We start from the raw sequence: 18,164 nt of genomic DNA on the forward strand, positions 1-18,164 counted from the left end.
AATTATTTATTGATCGATTTTACCAAGCAGCTGCGTATTTTTTGCCGTATTTCTTAATCATTGTTTTTGCTGTTGCAACGATTGCATAAGAAATTGCGCCTGCGCCTGTAACGATACCGATAAGAGAAATGATAGAAGCAATTGTTGATGCCGCATCAATAATATCAATTGCTTTTTTAGCTGCTGCTGTAGAGATGCCTAGAGTTGAAGCTAATTCAGCATTGGCTGAGAATGCATGAGCCGCCGCCACGTTTAATTCAGTTCCCGTTAATAATAGTGCATAAACCAATGTTGCTGCAGCAAGAGCCGCGCCAAACAAAATGAAAGACTTTTTATTAGATTTTACTAAGTTCATCATAACATCTCCCTACTCTTTTTTTAAAATTTATAATAAAATTCAGCTTAATTGACTCTCTCCCGAGCTAAATTTTATCCGCCATAAAATAGTTTAAGAAAATAGTAAAGAGTTTTAGTAAAACAAAACATCCAGTCAAAATGATTCTCTTGCCTTTACTGAGATCGGTCAGTTTTCCTGCGGCAGCATAAAGAGCCGCGATTGATATGAGCAGAAATGGGTCCAGCAGCTGCAGACTCAAGCTGGTGCCGCCGGCAGAATATATAAGCGAGGAATCAGCCGTTAAGTAATTAACAACTGAAAGAATCAACATTTTAAATGCCGAGATTAAAGAAGTCAGTGTATATAGAAGCAAATATATTTTTTTCGGTTTTTTTGTACCGAGAATAAAAGCAACAACGAATAACAGAAATCCGCCTATCAGAATTTCCACAAAAGTTGTGAAGATCATAAACCCTTGCAGAAACATGACAATCGTACGAACACTTTTCTCCCCGATATCATAGGTACTTTCTCCGACGGAAGAATAATACGACTGCAGAACTTTATCTGAAATACTGAATTGGAAGAGTAATGAACAGATCAAAATGATGAAAAAAGAACTTAAAAATATTTTTTTATTGCTCAATTGACCTATCATATTATCATCCTTTTCTTACAAAATAAATTAACTATTCTATACTTTTACAATTTAGTTTAATCCTATCAAAAAATCAATATCCTTTCGAAAAATATGACTTTAGAACGTGTTGACAAAGAGCACATCTTTCAGAGTTTTTGGTGCTATGTACCCTTTATTTTTTTTCGAATTTGCAAATAGTATGATTTGAACCGTTGATTTGAAGTTTTAGGAAGAACCTGTCGAAAGAGACGCAGGATATAAAAAAGGAGGATATCGTCATGTATCCTCCGGATGTATGATCGCCAGCACCTGATGATCTTCCCATTTTCCATTTATTTTTACATTTTTTCTCGCAATGCCTTCTTTATGAAAGCCAGCTTTTTCGAGCACCCGGATTGACGCCTTATTGTGCGGCATGACTCCGGCTTCTATCCGATGCAGTTTCAGCTCATTGAATGCATAATCGACTGCCAGCTTGACAGCCTTCGTCGCATAGCCTTTTCCGTTATGTTCACCATCTAAAAAGTAACCGATAAAAGCGCTTTGGAGAGAACCCCGAACCACCTGAAAAAGGCTGATCGTGCCAATCAGGGTCTGGTCCTGAAGAAAAATGCCGAAGCTGTATTCTGTGTCATTTTCCGCGTTCTTCAGTGATTGTTCAATTCGTTTTTTCCGGCCTTCCAGCGTATAAAAATCCTCTTGTCTCGACATGGCAAACCGTTCAAAAAACATGCGGTTTTCCGTCTGCAAAACCAGTTCCTGCTCTGCATCATTCAGGCTGAGCGGCCTGATATCAATGCTGTTTCCTTCCTGCACATGCATCGCCGTCCTTTTGTTTTGATCAGAAACGTTTTTTAATTGTCTCTCACCCATGTTATACGGTACGCTTTATCGCATCAAGAAAATTCCAAGACTTCACATTCACCTTTCCTTTCGTGACCTATGTCTGATGTGAGTAACCGAAACGGAATCACAAGGTTCTTTTGTTGACTTAAACCGTGCTTTAAGCCGTATCATCATATTGTGACAAGGAAAGAATAGTTTTGGCGGGTTTCCCGATGATCTAAAAATCAATTTTACAGAATCACTGCTGTCTTATTTCATGCTATTTGCGGGATGAATATATTGATTGGATCAAAGCTGAAATGTTGACAAAGAAATGTAAAAACAATCGGAAAAGAGGAGATAATATGAAACTGACGGGAAATACAATACTGATTACAGGCGGAAATGCCGGAATAGGATTGGCTTTCGCAGAACGTTTTTTAAAAGCGGGAAATAAAGTCATCGTGACCGGACGGCGTGAGCACGCTCTTCAAAAAGCAAAGGAAACATTCCCGGATCTTATTACATATGTCAGTGATTTGAGCATTCCATCTGAACGTATATCACTGTTTGATTGGGTGAAAGAAAATTATCCGGAAGTGAATGTGTTAGTAAACAACGCGGGGATTCAACAACGTTTTCATGTGCTGAAAGCGGATGCGAAGGACAATTGGGACTATTTCAATAAAGAAATCACAACGAACATTGAAGCTCCCTTCCACCTGTCTATGCTGTTCGCTCCGTTTTTTGCCGGAAAAGAAGATGCGGCTGTCATTAACGTCTCTTCGGGATTGGCTTTTACACCGCTTGCCATTGCACCGATCTATTCAGCAACGAAAGCGGCGCTTCATTCATTTACGGTGAGTCTGAGACATCAGCTTTCTGATTCATCTGTAGAAGTGATTGAAGTTGCGCCTCCGGCGGTGAATACAGATTTAGGCGGAGCAGGGCTGCATACTCAAGGAGAACCGCTGGATGAATTCGCTGATGGGATTTTTAAAGGACTGAAAGAGGGCAAACAAGAAATCGGGTATGGTTCTTCAGTTGAACGGCTGCGCATGCCACGGGATAAAGCCGATGAACATACGGCAAATATGTACAATGCGATGAAACATACAATTGAATAACCTCTTTGAAAAAGCAAAACCCGCTTCTGTTGAGCGGGTTTTGCTTTTATTAAACAGATAAACGCCTTTTTTAACAATGGTGCAAGCGCCATCGAAAAGAAAGACGTCATATTTTTTCATCCTAAGAATAGCGGGTTGACCCTTAGCACTCTTCCGGCGTACCGGCGTTTTTGGCCGTGCGGAAAGAAGATCCGCAGCCGCAGGAAGCGATGGCATTCGGGTTGTCAATAGTGAAACCGCCGCCCATCATGGACTGTTTGAAGTCAATGATCGTGCCGGTCATAATATCAAGGCTTTCGCTGTCGACCAAAACGGTGATTCCGTGCTGTTCAAACATACTGTCTTTTTCGCCTTTTTCGTGCTCAAATCCCATTCCGTAAGACAGGCCGCTGCAGCCGCCGCCTTTTACGCCCACACGGAGAAACGCGTTTTCTTCTTCATGCTCTTTCATCATATCTTTTATATGCAAAGCCGCTGCTTCAGTGATGGTTACTGGAACAATCATAGGTAGACCTCCTTTTTTAAAAACGATGCTAGTATCTATTATAAACCTTGAGGAGAGTATTTCTCAAACGAGCTGTTTACAAATAAAAGACGCCGCTGCATACGGTTTCGGCGGGTCCCGTCATCAGCACATGCCCGTTATCCTGCCAATTAATCACAAGGTCGCCTCCCGCTAAATGAACAGTGATATCCCGGTTTCGTTCAGAAACACCGTTCAATACGGATGCGACAGCCGCCGCACAGGCGCCTGTTCCGCAAGCCTGTGTAATGCCGGAGCCGCGTTCCCATACGCGGAAATGAAGTTCATCGGCGCTGACGGTTTCCACAAATTCGACATTGACGCCTTCCGGAAATCTCGGGTCTTTTTCAATGACGGGGCCGAGCGTTGTAAGAGGCGCTTGATTGATATCCGCAACCGGAAAAACAATATGGGGGTTTCCCATTGATACGGCTGTTCCGGAAAGCTCCGTTTCTCCAAAAACAAAGGTTTCATCGATCGTCCGTTCATCTTCATTGCCGAGCATCGGCAGCTCTTTTTTGGTGAGACGCGGTTCGCCCATATCAACGGCGACTTCACGCACAATCCCGTTGTCCTCTGTAATGTCTGCTTTCACAAGACCTGAAAGCGTCTCAATGAAAAAGGACGTTTCTTCTGTCAGCTTATGTTCGTATGCGTACTTTGCCACACAGCGAAGGCCGTTGCCGCAATTTTTCCCTTCTGAGCCGTCATTATTAAAAATCCGCATTTTGACGGGCGCTTTTTCTGACGGACAGATGAGGATCATTCCGTCAGAGCCGATGCCCGTATGAATGCTGGACACTTTAACGGCAATCTCAGCCAGCCGTTCTTCCGGCAGCTGTTCTTCAAATTGATTTACATATATATAACTGTTTCCAAGACCGTGCATCTTGGTAAAACGGAATGAATTCATATCGGCCTCCAACTTTTTTTCTTTTACTTAGTATAAAAGCTCTTCTGCTCGGACACAATACAAATATCCCCCGTTTTTCATACATAAAAGCTCCCTGCATATGCAGGGAGCTTTTATCGTTTACTAAATAAACATGCCGGCAATCGCCGCGCTGAGAAGGTTTGCGAGTGTTCCCGCAATAACCGCTCTTAATCCGAGGCGCGCAATGTCCGAACGGCGGCTTGGGGCCAAACCGCCCAGTGTGCCGAGCATAATCGCAATCGAAGAGAAGTTGGCAAATCCGCACAGCGCAAAGCTGATAATCGTAGACGTTTTTTTAGAAAAGTCCGCAATATGCGGACCGAAGTTTGAATAAGCGACAAACTCATTCAGCACAAGTTTCTGTCCGATATAGCTTCCCGCTCCGAGCGCTTCATGCCAAGGAACGCCGATTACAAATGCGATCGGTGAAAACACGTAACCGAGAATGGATTCTAATGTAATATGTTTGAAACCGAACCAGCCGCCGATTCCGCCGAGAATTCCGTTCACTACGGCGATGAGCGCGACAAACGCAAGCAGCATGGCGCCGACATTTAAAGCAATCTGAAGGCCAGTGGACGCGCCTTTTGCCGCTGCATCAATCACGTTAGCGGCGCCTTCGCCTTCTTCGTCCATATTAAAATCGCCTTTTATCGTCTGCGTTTTTTCCGTTTCAGGTATTAAAATTTTTCCGAACACGAGACCGGCGGGAGCCGCCATAAAGCTGGCCGCCAGCAAGTATTCGATCGGAATGCCTAACAGGGCGTAACCGAAAAGCGTCGAACCCGCTACAGCCGAAAGGCCGCTCGTCATAATCGTAAACAGCTCGGAACGGGTCAATCCCGCAATCAGCGGTTTAATGGCAAGCGGTGATTCAGACTGTCCGACAAAAATATTCGCAGCCGCCGCAAGCGATTCCGTTCTGCTTGTCCCAAGAAGTTTTGACAGTCCGCCTCCGATGACGCGAAAGATGAGCTGCATGATTTTCAAGTGATACAAAACGGCAATCAGCGCTGAGAAAAAGATAATGACCGGCAGAACGCTCAGCGCGAAAGCCGGGCTGCTGCCCACTTTTAACAGCGGGCCAAAAATAAAGCTGATGCCTTCGTTCGCATAATCAATGAGAAGCTGCACACGGCTTGAGAACCATAAAAATACGGCCCGGCCGGCGTCCCACTTTAATACGATGAATCCGAAGGCCATTTGTAAACATAAACCGACAATGACGGTTCGCAGGTTAATTTTGCTTTTCTTCTCTGATAACAAAAAAGCAATGGCTAATATAGCAACTGCCCCGAGCAGCCCCCAAACGATATTCAATGAATCCACCTCTAAAATTTTATTTAAAAAAAGTCTTTATTAAGATAACAATATTTATTTTTGCTGTCTACAAATTTTTTATTTTGCCAAAACCCGGGCGCAATAAAAAAGAGACCCCATTCGGAGCCTCTGATTAAAACATCGGATTTTCTTCTATGAATGTATATATGTTGTCAACCAATTCAGCAGGCGTGCCTCCCGTGACCACTTCGCCGTTGACCAGGGCGAACAGGGACTCCATGCATTTCCCGCAATAGCTTAAACAGCCGTATTCAAGCACGTCCAAGTTCGGATCCTTCTCTAAGATCTCAAGTGCTTCCTGGGAACCGCGCGCTAAATTGCTGACACAGAATTCAATCATCGGATTCATGCGGTTTCACCTCACATATGTACCTTATCCTAACGGAATTTCCTCTATTCGTCAAAGATCCGGTTTCACGCTCAATGTTATCGTAACATATTAATTCAGGTTAAAGGTTTTACTATTACGTGTTTTCTGGTCAATTTGTAGGTTATTTTAAAACTATTATTGTGGTTTTAGATCAAATTCGATATAATTCTAGATGTTATTTTACATAGTTCGTTATTTTGTAACAACATTGACTACCATATTTTTCGGGCAAAAGGGGAATCATTATGAAAAAATTGGTCTTGATCGGCGGGGGTTACGGAAACATGCGGGTGCTGCACCGCTTACTGCCGAACCAGCTTCCGTCAGATATATCCATCACGCTGATTGACAGAAACCCGTATCACTGCTTAAAAACAGAATATTATGCGCTCGCCGCCGGCACGATTTCTGATCATCATATCAGGGTGTCTTTTCCTGAGCATCCGAATCTGGATGTTCAATACGGTGAGGTGGCTTCCGTCGACACGAAAAACAAACAGGTTCTGTTTCATGACCGCGAACCGATTTCTTACGATGACGCGGTGATCGGACTGGGCTGCGAGGATAAGTATCATAACGTGCCCGGCGCGCCGGAACATACTTACAGCATTCAGACCATTGATCAGTCACGCGAAGCCTATCAAAAGCTGAACAACCTCGGCGCCAATGCATCTGTCGCTATCGTCGGAGCGGGATTAAGCGGCGTGGAGCTTGCCAGTGAATTAAGAGAGAGCCGTGACGATCTGAAGATTATGTTATTTGACCGGGGCGACCTGATTTTATCAAGCTTTCCGAAAAGACTCAGCAAGTACGTTCAAAAATGGTTTGAAGAACACGGCGTCACCATTATCAATAATGCGAATATTACAAAAGTGGAAGACGGCATAGTTTATAACCATGATGAAGGAATACCGGCCGATGCCATCGTGTGGACGGCGGGAATTCAGCCGAATAAAGCCGTCAGAGAACTGGACGCTGAAAAAGATCCGCAGGGCCGCATCGTTTTAACACCGCACCACAATCTTCCGGGCGATGAGCATGTTTACGTCGTCGGTGATTGCGCGAGCCTGCCTCATGCGCCGAGCGCCCAGCTGGCTGAAGCGCAAGCGGAACAAATTGTGCAGATCCTCCTGAAACGCTGGAACAATGAAGAGCTGCCGGAAACAATGCCGCAATTTAAGCTGAAAGGCGTTCTCGGTTCACTCGGAAAAAAAGCGGGCTTCGGTCTTGTCAACGACCGTCCCCTCATCGGGCGTGTGCCCCGTTTATTAAAATCAGGCCTTTTATGGATGTACAAGCATCATAACGGCTGATAAGAAAAAAGCCGCTGATTGCGATCAGCGGCCATTTTTAAGAGCCCGCAACATAGCCGCGCTTTTCCATTTCTTCATATATATCTTTTAAATGCGGATTCCCTTCCCCCACAATGACATCCTCCACCAGCACGAGCGGATAGAAAAATTCATCGTTTCTGATGCGCTCCGCAAGCTCTTCTGTCTCCTTTTGCTGAGGCGGTGCGTCAATATCAATATACCGCATGTTAAAAGGCTGCTCGGGATATTTCCGTTTCAGCGCCGCCTCCAGCCATTCAAACGTATCTTTGGCGCTCGGCATATTCACGCAGCTTGCGCAAAGCGTTTCAGCGCCGTAAACACTGAGCGTAACCGGCTTTGTCATGTATATCATCCCCTTTACACCAGTATACAAAGGACGAGGCAGCTTTTGTATAAAAAACGGTTTTTATGTTCAAGTTTAAATATGCTATAATGGGGAAAGCAGCTTTGCAAACCAAACATTAGATTTTTACCGTTACTGTGAATATAATGGTTTTATGTATATGAAAGGAGCGAATCTCATGACTGAGGTTGAAATGAAAGAGCAAGTACAGGAAGTATTGGATAAATTACGTCCGTTTCTGCTTCGTGACGGCGGTGACTGTGAGCTTGTTGACGTAGACGAAGGCATTGTAAAGCTTCGCCTCCTTGGCGCATGCGGCAGCTGCCCAAGTTCAACGATTACGCTGAAAGCCGGAATCGAACGCGCCCTTCTTGAAGAAGTACCGGGTGTGGTTGAAGTAGAACAAGTATTTTAATCGTAAAACCAGGCTGCATGACAGCCTGGTTTTTTATTTTTTACAAATAGTCATCAAACCATGAACAAATATAACGGATGCGTTTCATCCGCTGTTCCGGATGGCCGCTTCTCGACAGCTCATGCGTGGCTTTCGGAAATCGGATGAACGACGTCGTTTTGTTCAGTTTCTTCAACGCGGTAAAGAGCTGCTCGGCCTGCTCTATCGGACAGCGGTCATCTCGCTCACCGTGCAGAATCAAAAGCGGTGTCGAAACGCGGGACGCATATTTTACAGGAGAACGATCCCAAAGCTTATCCGCTTCCTCAAACAAATCATGCCCGAGCTGCCAGTCGGTAAAAAAGAAACCGATATCGCTGACACCGTGGAAGCTGAACCAATTTGAAATGGAGCGCTGCGTGACGGCTGCTTTAAAACGGTCTGTCTGCCCGACAATCCAATTCGTCATAAACCCTCCGTAGCTCCCGCCCGTCACACCGAGACGGCCGCTGTCAATAAACGGATACGCCTGAACGGCTTCATCCACCGCCTGCATGACATCACGGTAATCTCCGCCTCCGTAATCACCCCTGACACGATTGACAAAATCCTGCCCGTAGCCATGGCTTCCTCTTGGGTTGACATACATGACAGCATATCCTTGTGCGGCCAGCACTTGGAATTCGTGAAAATACGTATGGCCGTACATCATGTGAGGCCCGCCGTGTATGTATAGAATGAGGGGATAAGTTTGATCTTCTTCAAAAACGGCGGGCTTTAAAAACCAGCCGTTTACCGTCAGCCCGTCCTTTGTTTCATATTGCAGCTTTTCCGGCACGGATATGATGCGCTCCTCAATAAACCGATCATTGTCGGATGTCAATTGCTTCTCTTCCCCATCTTCGAGCGAAATGCTGTAAAGCTCGGAAGGCTGTGCGGGTTTGGCAATGACAGCGATACAGCTTTTCTGATCAGGATGAAAAGCAAAACCGTTCACATACTCTTCTTCTAATCGGATCGGATATACGAGGCCGTCAATCGAGATATAATAAATACCGGTGCTTCCCTGCTCGCTCCCGAGAACGTAAAAACCCTGCCCGTCGTTTGTCCATACCGGCCGGGGCGTCACTCCTCCTATGATTGAATCCGCAATCAGCGCATCGCTCAAATGAACATCCAGCATGTCGGTCAGGCAGGACAGCCGCTCAGTTTTCACCTCGTACAGCCACGCTTTTTCTAAAGTCGCATTGCGAAATTCATTTTCATGGCCCAGCATCGCGATATAAGAACCGTCCGGTGAAAACACGCAGGAACCGAAAGAACCGCGGTGCGGCGTAATCTGCTTCAGGCTTCCATCCGCCAGATTCATCAGATAGACATCGCTCGGCTTTCCGGCGTCACCCGGCTCGCATAAATTGGCGGTAAACACAAGCTGCCTGCCATCCGGTGAAAAGGCCGCGTCATAATGATCCGCTTCATGATCCGTCAGCTGCTGAATCTCCCCCGTTTCAAGATGAATCAGCACAAGCTGGGCCCAGCTTCCGTTCAGCAGGCCTTTCCCGTCACGTTTATATGTTAATGACTGAATATCAACTGGCTCATAGTCGTCATGCTTCTTTTTTTCTTTCTCATCGGCGCGCTCCGCTGATGTCAGACTGACGGACACAAGCACGGATCTGCCGTCGGGCGCCCATATCGGATCTGATACGCCCCAAGGAATATCGGCCGCCTGCTCCGCCTCTCCGCCGGCAGCGTCGATGATGTACAGCTGAGGGATGCCGTTCTCCCTGTCAGAAACAAAGGCGAGGCGCCGTCCGTCAGGCGACCACCGCGGACTTGTATTTCTATTGTCCCCGAAAGTCCACGGGTTTGAGATGCCGGATTCTGTGTCATATACCATAATGGCTGAGGAATAGGCATCACGCTTATGATTGACTGTTGTCCGGACGTAAGCGGCTCTTCTGCCGTCAGGGGCATATTGCGGGTCTGTCACGGATACGAGAGACGCAATGTCCTCCTCGGTTATGAGTTTTTTCAAATCGTTTCTCCTCCTTTTCTTTTTTATTTCGCTTCCCTAAATAAAAATCCTTCTCCAGAAAAAGAAAGCGTCCTTCTCTGATGGGAAGAACGCTTTTTTATCATTATACACTTTTCACCTGCTCTAAAGGATTCCGTTCAATTACGCTTCCTTCTGACGGGACGGTAAGCGCCGCAATCTCACAGTGGGGGAAATGCTCAGAAAGCTGTTTTCTCAGCTCTTCTCCCTTTCCTTTTTCAATCAGGACAAGAATCGTCGGTCCCGCTCCGCTCAGCGCCGTCCCGTAGGCGCCTTTCATTTCGGCCGCGTGTTCCACCTTTGAAAGCTCAGGAACAAGCATGGCGCGATACGGCTGATGGAGAATGTCTTTTCTCATCATTTTCCCGGCGAGCGCCCAGTCATTTGACATGATCGCAGCAACGAGAAGGTTGCTGACGGCGCTTGCTTTAACGGCGCGTCGGTACGGCAGCTCTTTCGGGAGCACGTCTCTTGCGTCCCTGGTCAGAACTTCGTAAAACGGAATGACTGCCACAACGTCGATATCCGCTTCGGCAACACGCACGATATGTGTTTCATCTTCTTCGTGAAAACCGATCACAAGCCCTCCTGCAAGGGAAGCAGCGGCATTATCAGGGTGCCCCTCTTCAAGACTCGCTAAGTGCAGTTTGTCGCTTTCCGACAGCTGCAGGCCGCATAACTCATCCGCAAGCTCAATGGCGGCGACGATAGCGGCCGCGCTGCTTCCGAGACCTCGTGCAAGGGGGATGTCACTCCATACTTTGACATGGGCGGGCGGCAGCTCTTTTTGATAGCGGTCAGCCGTCCGTTTGGCGACTTGGTAGATGAGGTTGTCCGTTCCTTGAGGGATGCCCGCGACAGTTTCGGTTTCCGCCGAGAACTGCCATTCATCGTTTCGGAAAACCGAAAGCTTCAAATATCTGCTGAGCGCCATCCCAACGGAATCAAACCCGGGCCCTAAGTTGGCTGTGCTTCCCGGAACCGTAATGGAAAACAGCATCTCCGCCTCATTCATACACGCGCCGCTCCATTTAAGTATTCCAGAATACTGTCCTCATCTGTCGGCAGCGTGATCGGTTTTATGTCAGATACGTCTACAGCCGTGTTCGGGTCTTTCAGGCCGTTTCCGGTCAAAACTGCGACAACCTTGCTGCCTTTTGGAATTTCACCGGATTTCACCTGTTTCAAAACGCCGGCGATGGATGCACAGGAGCCCGGTTCGGCAAACACGCCTTCTTCACGGGCAATCAGCTGATAAGCGTGAAGAATTTCTTCATCTGTGACTTCATCAATTTTTCCGGCTGATTCCTCCGCAGCGAGCACGGCTTTGTCCCAGCTGGCGGGATTCCCGATTCGGATTGCCGTCGCAACGGTTTCTGGATTTTTAATAACTTCCCCGCGGACGATAGCCGCAGAACCTTCCGCCTCAAAACCGCGCATTTTCGGAAGTCCGGTGCCGTTTTTCTCATGATATTCTTTGAACCCTTTCCAGTAGGCCGTGATATTCCCGGCGTTTCCTACCGGGATCGCCAGAATGTCCGGCGCTCCGCCAAGCTGTTCGCATACTTCAAAAGCCGCTGTTTTTTGCCCTTCAATCCGGTAAGGGTTTACTGAATTCACTAATGCAATCGGTGATTTTTCGCAAATCGACCGGACGATGGCCAGCGCGTCGTCAAAGTTTCCGTCAATCGCAATGATTTCCGCACCGTACATGACGGCCTGCGCAAGTTTTCCGAAGGCGATTTTTCCGTCCGGGATGATGACGATGCATTTCATGCCGGCTCTCGCCGCGTATGCCGCAGCCGCCGCGGATGTGTTGCCTGTAGAGGCGCACATGATGGTATCATTGCCTTCTTCTTTCGCTTTGGCGACCGCCATGACCATGCCGCGGTCTTTAAAGGATCCCGTCGGATTAACGCCCTCTGTTTTCACATGCAGTTCAATTCCGAGCTTTTCAGAAAGCTTCGGCAGGTGAATCAACGGCGTGTTGCCTTCATGCAATGTCAGGGCCGGCGTCCGATCCGTCACCGGCAGAAATTCTTTATATTGATGGATGAGTCCTTTCCACATTAGCTCCAACCGTTCCCTTCTACGCGATATGTGCTTTTTACTTCTTGTACGACTTCGAGGTCATTTAAGTTTTGCAGAATGTCGCTGAAATCTTCTTCCGATGTATGATGCGTGACGATGACGATTTCCGCGAGGTCGTCGTGGCCTTTAATCGGCAGCTGCAGAATTTTTTCAAAGCTGACGCCGCGCTCCGAGAAGGCCGATGTGATTTTTGAAAAAGAGCCGACCTGGTCTTTGACGTGAATTCTTAAAAACTGCTGGGCATAGATATCAGACGGCTGCTTCAGATTTCTTTCAAACTGCGGGGCGACAAAGCTGTTTCCGTTTACGCCGAGACGCATGTTTTTCATGACCGCGACCAGATCGGAAACGACCGATGTGGCAGTCGGCATGCTTCCGGCTCCGGGGCCGTAAAACATCGTTTCGCCGACGGCTTCTCCGTACACGTAAACGGCATTAAACTCGTTATGCACCGCAGAGAGCGGATGATGATCCGGAAGCAGTGTCGGCTGAACGCTGACTTCGATTTTATTGTCATCACGCTGGGCGATGCCGATCAGCTTCATCGTATAGCCGAGCCGTTTGCTGAAGCTGATGTCTTCATCCGTAATCCGGGAAATTCCTTTTACTTTGACATCGTCCAGATCAACGTCCATAGAGAAGCCGAGACGGGCTAAAATCGCCATCTTGCGCGCGGCATCGAGCCCTTCTACATCGGCGGTCGGGTCCGCTTCCGCGAATCCGAGATCCTGCGCTTCCTTCAGTACTTCTTCATACGGGCTTTTTTCTTTAATCATTTTCGTTAAGATGAAGTTCGTCGTTCCGTTGACGATTCCCATCATTTTTGTGATCCGGTCAGAGGAAAGGCCTTCTTCGAGCGTGCGTAAAATCGGGATTCCGCCGGCGACACTCGCTTCATAATACAAGTCACAGCCATTTTCCTTTGCGGCGGCTAAAAGCTCTGAGCCATATACGGCGATCAGATCTTTATTTGCGGTCACAACATGTTTTTTCGCTTTCAAGGCGTCAAGAAGATATTGCTTCGTCTGTTCGACACCGCCGATGACTTCAATAATCACGTCGACCTCAGGGTCATCGATTACATCATAGACTTCTGTCGTCAGCACTTCTTTCGGCAGGTCTGCGTCTCGTTTTTTATCAATATCTTTAACTAGCACTTTTTTGATCGTCACCGGACAGCCGACCTGGTGCATAAGCTTATCCTGATGATCTTGTATAATTTTGACGACACCGCTTCCCACGGTTCCCAGTCCTAACAGTCCAATACGAATCGCTTCCAAAGAGAAACTCCACCTTTCTTCCTTTCGTCCACTAGAAAAGGACAATTGTTAACCCTTCACAGACATTTAAGTTACAAATATTATATAAGCCCGCATTTGTTTTGACAAGCGGCTGAATATTGTTTCTACTGCTATGAAAACGCTTAACACACTGATATGACAAGATTCCCTATTTTCTAAATATTTTTACGTCATATTTTCTTACGAACTGATTCCTTTTCCGAGCCACGCCACAGGCGGGACAAAAACCTGCGCCGACCTGACATTCATCATGTTGTGACATGTCTGTAAAAACTGTTCATAGCGGGTGCAGTCGGCAAGAATGTAGTCAAGCTGCTCTTCGTAAAACTGTTTTTCAGAATCATGAGAAATGTAATAGCTCTCCACCGTCTCGAAGAAATGGAGCGGAAACAGCAGGCGGCTGTAAAACAGGCGCTTGGAAAAGGAGGATAACGGCGTAACTTGCTCATATTCCTGCAGAAACAAAAACCCATCTTTGAGCAGGTCGTCACGATGATACAAATATGTGCTGCGCATATATTCCGCAATATCACGGGCGGCATGGTCGAATACCCAATCGCCCGGAATGCGGATCAGTGATTCCTCCGACCAGGTATCCCGTTCCATCCGCTGATGGCAGATTGTCCCCGAGTCTTCTGCGCCGGGATTGTCATCCAGCTCCGTATCCACTAAATATTGAATGGCGTTTTCCGCTAAGCCCGAATAATAAGGAAATGCTTCGATCATTTTCTTTTCGAACGGTTCAAGCGGAGACATATGAATTTTCTGCATCCAGAATGATTCCAGCTGATCCACCCGTTTTCCCCATAAGTCCTTCCATTGGCCGATCCTGCCCGCTTCTTTCACTTCGTACGGAAAACCCCGCCCTTTTCTGTGAAATTCGGCAAGCTCCCCTCCGACAGAAAACGACCGGTTTGAGACGGGAATCGGCGCTTTTAAGAGCGCATACGTTTTGCCTTCGTCCTCAAAGGTCAGTTCTCCTTCCTTCGTAAAGATAAACACTGAAACGTATGGGTCACTTTGTTCTTGTAAATACTGACTCATGTAGTAAAGCTCCGTCAGCTCTGATTGCGAAAACCCGGAAACGGGAATTATAAGAAAGAAGGAATTAGGCGTCTGGAAGCATTGGTATTTCTGATAAACGGAAAGCTGTCTGACGTGGATGCCGTACTTTTCTTTAATGATGCTTTTCATCATAATCACCTGCCTGAAAAATTAGAGCTATTCACATCGTAGTCATACGCCGGCGGAATTATGAATACATATTGTAATCCTTTGAATCAAGTGGAGAAACATCGTACACATCGGAAGGATGTTGTATAAACTAGTAAAAAAAGATTGGGTGAAGCAAATGTCAGAAAAGGAACAACTGAATCACGTGGAAGCTGTCGCCAGAGCGCGTTTAAAAGAACGGGGGGTTGAGACGGACGATATCGCCGAGCTGGTGTATTTCCTTCAAAAAAAATATCATCCTGATTTGACGATGGAGGTATGCAGGCTCAATGTGGACCGTGTCATCGCAAAACGCGAGGTGCAAAACGCCATTTTAACGGGAATAGAATTAGATGTGCTCGCCGAACAAAAAAAGCTGTCTGAACCGCTTCAGACCATTCTGGCGATTGATGAAAGCCTGTATGGGGTTGACGAGGTGCTCGCCTTCTCTATCGTGAATATATACGGCTCGATCGGCTTTACGAATTACGGCTACATTGACAAAGAAAAACCCGGCATTCTCGGGCGGTTAAATGATAAATCTACGGGCGAATGCCATACGTTTCTTGATGATATCGTCGGCGCAATCGCAGCAGCGGCTTCAAGCCGGCTTGCTCACAGCGCCAGAAATACAGAATAAGGACGGCCGTCATGGCCGTCCCTTTTTTTATAGATGTTCAATCCATTCGGTTAAAGAATCAATCGCATATGTCGGCTTCTGGTCGTAATCTGCCATATGCTCACGCTTTGTCACGCCGGTGTGAACCAGCAGCGTATCCATGCCCGCATTGATGCCGGCCATAATGTCCGTTGCATAGTTATCGCCGACCATGAGTGTTTCGGAAATATCCGTTCCGAGCACACGCATCGCCTGTTCCATAATAATGGATTCAGGCTTGCCGATAAAGACAGGCTCAACGCCCGTTGACACCGTCAAAACGGATGTGAGCGAACCGTTCCCTGGTAAAAGCCCTCTTTCAGTCGGAATGGCGACGTCGCCGTTTGTTGAAATGAACCGGGCACCGTTTCTGATCGCAAGGCATCCCGTTGCCAACTTTTCATATGTAATGCCGCGGTCGATTCCCACAACGACAAAGTCCGCGTTTTCTTCTCCGAAGCTCAGCCCGTTTTCTTCAATGGCCTGACGGATGCCTTCTTCGCCAATTACATACACCGACGCGTGTTTTTTCTGCTGGGCGATATGCTGCGCAGTCGCCATGCTCGTCGTGAAGACCTGCTCTTCAGATGCCGGAATGTCAAAGCTCATCAGCTTGTCCGCCACCTGCTTCGGCGTCCGGGAAGAATTGTTCGTCACGAATAAATAAGGAATGCCGCGCGCTTTAAGCGTTCTCACGAATTCACACGCTTCTTCGATTTTTTCCGTCCCGTTGTACATTGTGCCGTCCAAATCTATCAAATATCCTTTATAATCCTTCATACTCAACACTCCTGTGGATTTTCTCACTCGTTGTTATTTAAATGCGGAAACAGGCCCTAATTCTGATTCCAGGTAGGTTCTTACACGGGCCGGAAAGGCTTTCAGCACATCTCTGTTTGACGTGATCAGCGTAAACAGCTCCTGATGGTCGGCATGCTGATATTCCTGGACAAGCTGCTTTCTGGAAGAGATCAGTTGCTTCAGCTTATTCCCTTCATCCTCAGCTACCACCTTTTCATCCGTCAGAATATCCATGATGTCGTCATAACTGCCCGGATCGCGCATGATAAAGCCGTCAATCATATCATTTCCGACATCGAGAATGCATTCGATCATAAGATGGCTGATCCGCTCAAGCGCCCTTTTTTCGATTTCGCTCTGCCATGCAGGCGTGCTGTCAAACAGCGCCAGCTGGGTCTCAAAAAAACGGAGTGTTTGTTCGATATTATTTCTGTCAACAAAATACACGTGACAGCATCCCCTTCTGCATCAATTATTTTCTGATTCGTTTTAAAACAAAATACGCGCAGCCGAAATTGCAGTATTCGTAAATGTATTCGTCCAATGTGCTGATTTTCGTTTCAAAGGTTGCTTTTTGATTCTGGTCATCAAAGAAGCCTTTGAGCCGCAGCTGACTGTATCCCCAGTCTCCCACAATGTAATCATATTTATTTAATATGTCCGAATAGCGGGCTTTGAACGCTTCTTCATTAAAGCCGTTTTTAAAATCGTGTACGAGTTCAAACTCGGCATTTTGAATAAGAATCATGTCTTCACCTCTTTTATCACTCTTTACTATCATAATTCATTGACTTCTGTCCATCAATTGCAAAATGAGACGGTTCGGACGGACGGAGAATTTTTCCTCTTTATATCCAGTGTAGCGGTTCAGACGATCCTTATTCAAGAATGACTTTTTCCCTGCAAAAACGGCTCCATCACAAAAAACCCAAAACCTGCGGCGTTTTGGGTTTTTTCGGCTTATCTTATGCTTGGGCCTGACGTTTTTTAGACGCTTCGTTCACTTGTTCATCCGCATGGTAGGAAGAACGGACAAGCGGGCCTGCTTCACAGTGGCTGAAGCCTTTTTGCATCGCGATTTCTTTCAGTTCGGCAAATTCATCCGGATGATAATATTTTTGGACTTTTAAATGTTTTTTCGACGGCTGCAGGTATTGGCCGATCGCCATGATGTCGACATTGTTCGCAAGCAGGTCGTCCATCACTTCAATAATTTCTTCCTTCGTTTCGCCGAGACCGATCATAATGCTTGATTTCGTCGGGATGTCAGGCTGCATTTCTTTCGCACGGCGCAAGAATTCCAAAGAACGGTCATATGTTGCGCGGGCCCGGACTCTCGGTGTCAGGCGGCGGACGGTTTCAATGTTGTGGTTCAGAATATCAGGACGGGTATCCATTAATGTTTTCAGGTTGTCGTAATTTCCGCCCATATCGGATGGCAGCACTTCAATTGTCGTGAACGGGCTTTTTCTGCGGATCGCCCGGACCGTTTCCGCAAAGACGCCTGCTCCGCCGTCTTTCTGATCATCACGCGCTACGGCCGTGATGACGGCGTGTTTTAAATTCATCAGCGCGACGGAATCAGCTACGCGTTCCGGTTCCTGCAGATCCAGCTCAGTCGGCAGTCCCGTTTTTACAGCGCAGAAGCGGCATGCTCTCGTACAGACGGAACCGAGAATCATGAACGTCGCCGTACGTCTGACAGCCCAGCATTCATGGATGTTCGGGCATTTTGCTTCTTCACATACGGTATGCAGATTATTTTCACGCATTAATTTTTTCAGACCCGTATAGTTTTCATTCGTGTTCAGCTTTATTTTGAGCCATTCCGGCTTTCTCAGATGCTCGTCTTTCTTTGCCATTTCCCCATCATCTCC

21 protein-coding genes are annotated in these 18,164 nt (G+C 46.9%); 4 read left to right on the plus strand and 17 right to left on the minus strand.

Going from position 1 to position 18,164, the window contains the following annotated elements; all coding sequences use genetic code 11:
• Positions 1–19 precede the first annotated feature (19 nt).
• The 3 genes from SB847_RS11665 to SB847_RS11675 form a co-directional block, all read right to left on the minus strand.
• Positions 20–355 carry an uberolysin/carnocyclin family circular bacteriocin gene (locus SB847_RS11665; RefSeq protein ID WP_003151973.1) on the minus strand — a complete coding sequence of 112 codons (336 nt, stop codon included), beginning with the start codon at positions 353–355 and terminating at the stop codon, positions 20–22.
• Between the two features lie 67 nt (positions 356–422).
• Complete coding sequence (locus tag SB847_RS11670) at positions 423–995, minus strand: hypothetical protein (protein ID WP_410577859.1); 573 nt, start codon at positions 993–995, stop codon at positions 423–425.
• Positions 996–1,253: 258 nt separating this feature from the next.
• Positions 1,254–1,799: a GNAT family N-acetyltransferase gene (locus tag SB847_RS11675; RefSeq protein ID WP_406528861.1), complete on the minus strand. Its 546-nt coding sequence runs from the start codon at positions 1,797–1,799 to the stop codon at positions 1,254–1,256.
• A 368-nt stretch (positions 1,800–2,167) separates the two neighbouring features.
• Here SB847_RS11675 and SB847_RS11680 point away from each other — a divergent pair, with 368 nt between their 5' ends.
• Positions 2,168–2,929: an SDR family oxidoreductase gene (locus SB847_RS11680; protein WP_285979825.1), complete on the plus strand. Its 762-nt coding sequence runs from the start codon at positions 2,168–2,170 to the stop codon at positions 2,927–2,929.
• A gap of 142 nt (positions 2,930–3,071) precedes the next feature.
• Here SB847_RS11680 and SB847_RS11685 read toward each other — a convergent pair whose 3' ends face one another.
• The 4 genes from SB847_RS11685 to SB847_RS11700 all read right to left on the minus strand — a co-directional run bounded on the left by SB847_RS11685 (position 3,072) and on the right by SB847_RS11700 (position 6,076).
• Positions 3,072–3,434 (minus strand): HesB/IscA family protein, encoded by a 363-nt coding sequence (locus tag SB847_RS11685; RefSeq protein WP_032876743.1) that lies wholly within the window; start codon positions 3,432–3,434, stop codon positions 3,072–3,074.
• Between the two features lie 76 nt (positions 3,435–3,510).
• Complete coding sequence (gene dapF, locus SB847_RS11690) at positions 3,511–4,365, minus strand: diaminopimelate epimerase (protein ID WP_014418790.1); 855 nt, start codon at positions 4,363–4,365, stop codon at positions 3,511–3,513.
• Between the two features lie 123 nt (positions 4,366–4,488).
• Entirely contained in the window at positions 4,489–5,706 is a 1,218-nt protein-coding gene (locus SB847_RS11695; protein ID WP_012118346.1) for a NupC/NupG family nucleoside CNT transporter, read from the minus strand.
• A 133-nt stretch (positions 5,707–5,839) separates the two neighbouring features.
• Positions 5,840–6,076 (minus strand): YuzB family protein, encoded by a 237-nt coding sequence (locus SB847_RS11700; RefSeq protein WP_007408721.1) that lies wholly within the window; start codon positions 6,074–6,076, stop codon positions 5,840–5,842.
• Between the two features lie 266 nt (positions 6,077–6,342).
• On the opposite strand from SB847_RS11700, the gene SB847_RS11705 reads away from it, so the two are divergent.
• Complete coding sequence (locus tag SB847_RS11705) at positions 6,343–7,410, plus strand: NAD(P)/FAD-dependent oxidoreductase (protein WP_007613539.1); 1,068 nt, start codon at positions 6,343–6,345, stop codon at positions 7,408–7,410.
• 37 nt (positions 7,411–7,447) lie between these two features.
• On the opposite strand, the gene SB847_RS11710 is transcribed toward SB847_RS11705, so the two are convergent.
• A complete protein-coding gene (locus SB847_RS11710; RefSeq protein WP_017419453.1) occupies positions 7,448–7,774 on the minus strand; it encodes a YuzD family protein in 327 nt (108 codons plus the stop codon).
• A gap of 79 nt (positions 7,775–7,853) precedes the next feature.
• Here SB847_RS11710 and SB847_RS11715 point away from each other — a divergent pair, with 79 nt between their 5' ends.
• Positions 7,854–8,189 carry a NifU family protein gene (locus SB847_RS11715; RefSeq protein ID WP_169510385.1) on the plus strand — a complete coding sequence of 112 codons (336 nt, stop codon included), beginning with the start codon at positions 7,854–7,856 and terminating at the stop codon, positions 8,187–8,189.
• A 40-nt stretch (positions 8,190–8,229) separates the two neighbouring features.
• Here the strand turns inward: SB847_RS11715 and SB847_RS11720 are convergent, their stop codons facing one another.
• The 5 genes from SB847_RS11720 to cotNH form a co-directional block, all read right to left on the minus strand.
• A complete protein-coding gene (locus SB847_RS11720; RefSeq protein WP_410577862.1) occupies positions 8,230–10,206 on the minus strand; it encodes a S9 family peptidase in 1,977 nt (658 codons plus the stop codon).
• 103 nt (positions 10,207–10,309) lie between these two features.
• A complete protein-coding gene (thrB, locus tag SB847_RS11725) occupies positions 10,310–11,239 on the minus strand; it encodes a homoserine kinase (RefSeq protein ID WP_410577863.1) in 930 nt (309 codons plus the stop codon).
• Positions 11,236–12,294: a threonine synthase gene (gene thrC, locus SB847_RS11730; protein ID WP_014721762.1), complete on the minus strand. Its 1,059-nt coding sequence runs from the start codon at positions 12,292–12,294 to the stop codon at positions 11,236–11,238. The genes thrB and thrC overlap by 4 nt, the downstream gene beginning before the upstream one ends.
• Complete coding sequence (locus SB847_RS11735) at positions 12,294–13,595, minus strand: homoserine dehydrogenase (RefSeq protein ID WP_007613551.1); 1,302 nt, start codon at positions 13,593–13,595, stop codon at positions 12,294–12,296. The genes thrC and SB847_RS11735 overlap by 1 nt, the downstream gene beginning before the upstream one ends.
• Before the next feature lie 201 nt (positions 13,596–13,796).
• Positions 13,797–14,813 (minus strand): spore coat-associated protein CotNH, encoded by a 1,017-nt coding sequence (cotNH, locus tag SB847_RS11740; protein ID WP_007613555.1) that lies wholly within the window; start codon positions 14,811–14,813, stop codon positions 13,797–13,799.
• Positions 14,814–14,967: 154 nt separating this feature from the next.
• On the opposite strand from cotNH, the gene SB847_RS11745 reads away from it, so the two are divergent.
• Positions 14,968–15,468: a phosphatidylglycerophosphatase A family protein gene (locus SB847_RS11745; RefSeq protein WP_060561902.1), complete on the plus strand. Its 501-nt coding sequence runs from the start codon at positions 14,968–14,970 to the stop codon at positions 15,466–15,468.
• Between the two features lie 27 nt (positions 15,469–15,495).
• Here the strand turns inward: SB847_RS11745 and SB847_RS11750 are convergent, their stop codons facing one another.
• The 4 genes from SB847_RS11750 to lipA form a co-directional block, all read right to left on the minus strand.
• Positions 15,496–16,266, minus strand: a complete 771-nt coding sequence (locus tag SB847_RS11750; protein ID WP_105937358.1) for a TIGR01457 family HAD-type hydrolase — start codon at positions 16,264–16,266, stop codon at positions 15,496–15,498.
• Between the two features lie 33 nt (positions 16,267–16,299).
• A complete protein-coding gene (locus tag SB847_RS11755) occupies positions 16,300–16,734 on the minus strand; it encodes a DUF86 domain-containing protein (RefSeq protein WP_032876724.1) in 435 nt (144 codons plus the stop codon).
• A 25-nt stretch (positions 16,735–16,759) separates the two neighbouring features.
• Entirely contained in the window at positions 16,760–17,035 is a 276-nt protein-coding gene (locus SB847_RS11760) for a YutD family protein (protein ID WP_003151928.1), read from the minus strand.
• A 217-nt stretch (positions 17,036–17,252) separates the two neighbouring features.
• Positions 17,253–18,149: a lipoyl synthase gene (gene lipA / locus SB847_RS11765; RefSeq protein WP_003151923.1), complete on the minus strand. Its 897-nt coding sequence runs from the start codon at positions 18,147–18,149 to the stop codon at positions 17,253–17,255.
• Between the last annotated feature and the right edge of the window lie 15 nt (positions 18,150–18,164).

Origin of the sequence: Bacillus sp. SIMBA_026 (assembly GCF_046535335.1) — a bacterium.
Lineage (GTDB): Bacteria > Bacillota > Bacilli > Bacillales > Bacillaceae > Bacillus > Bacillus velezensis.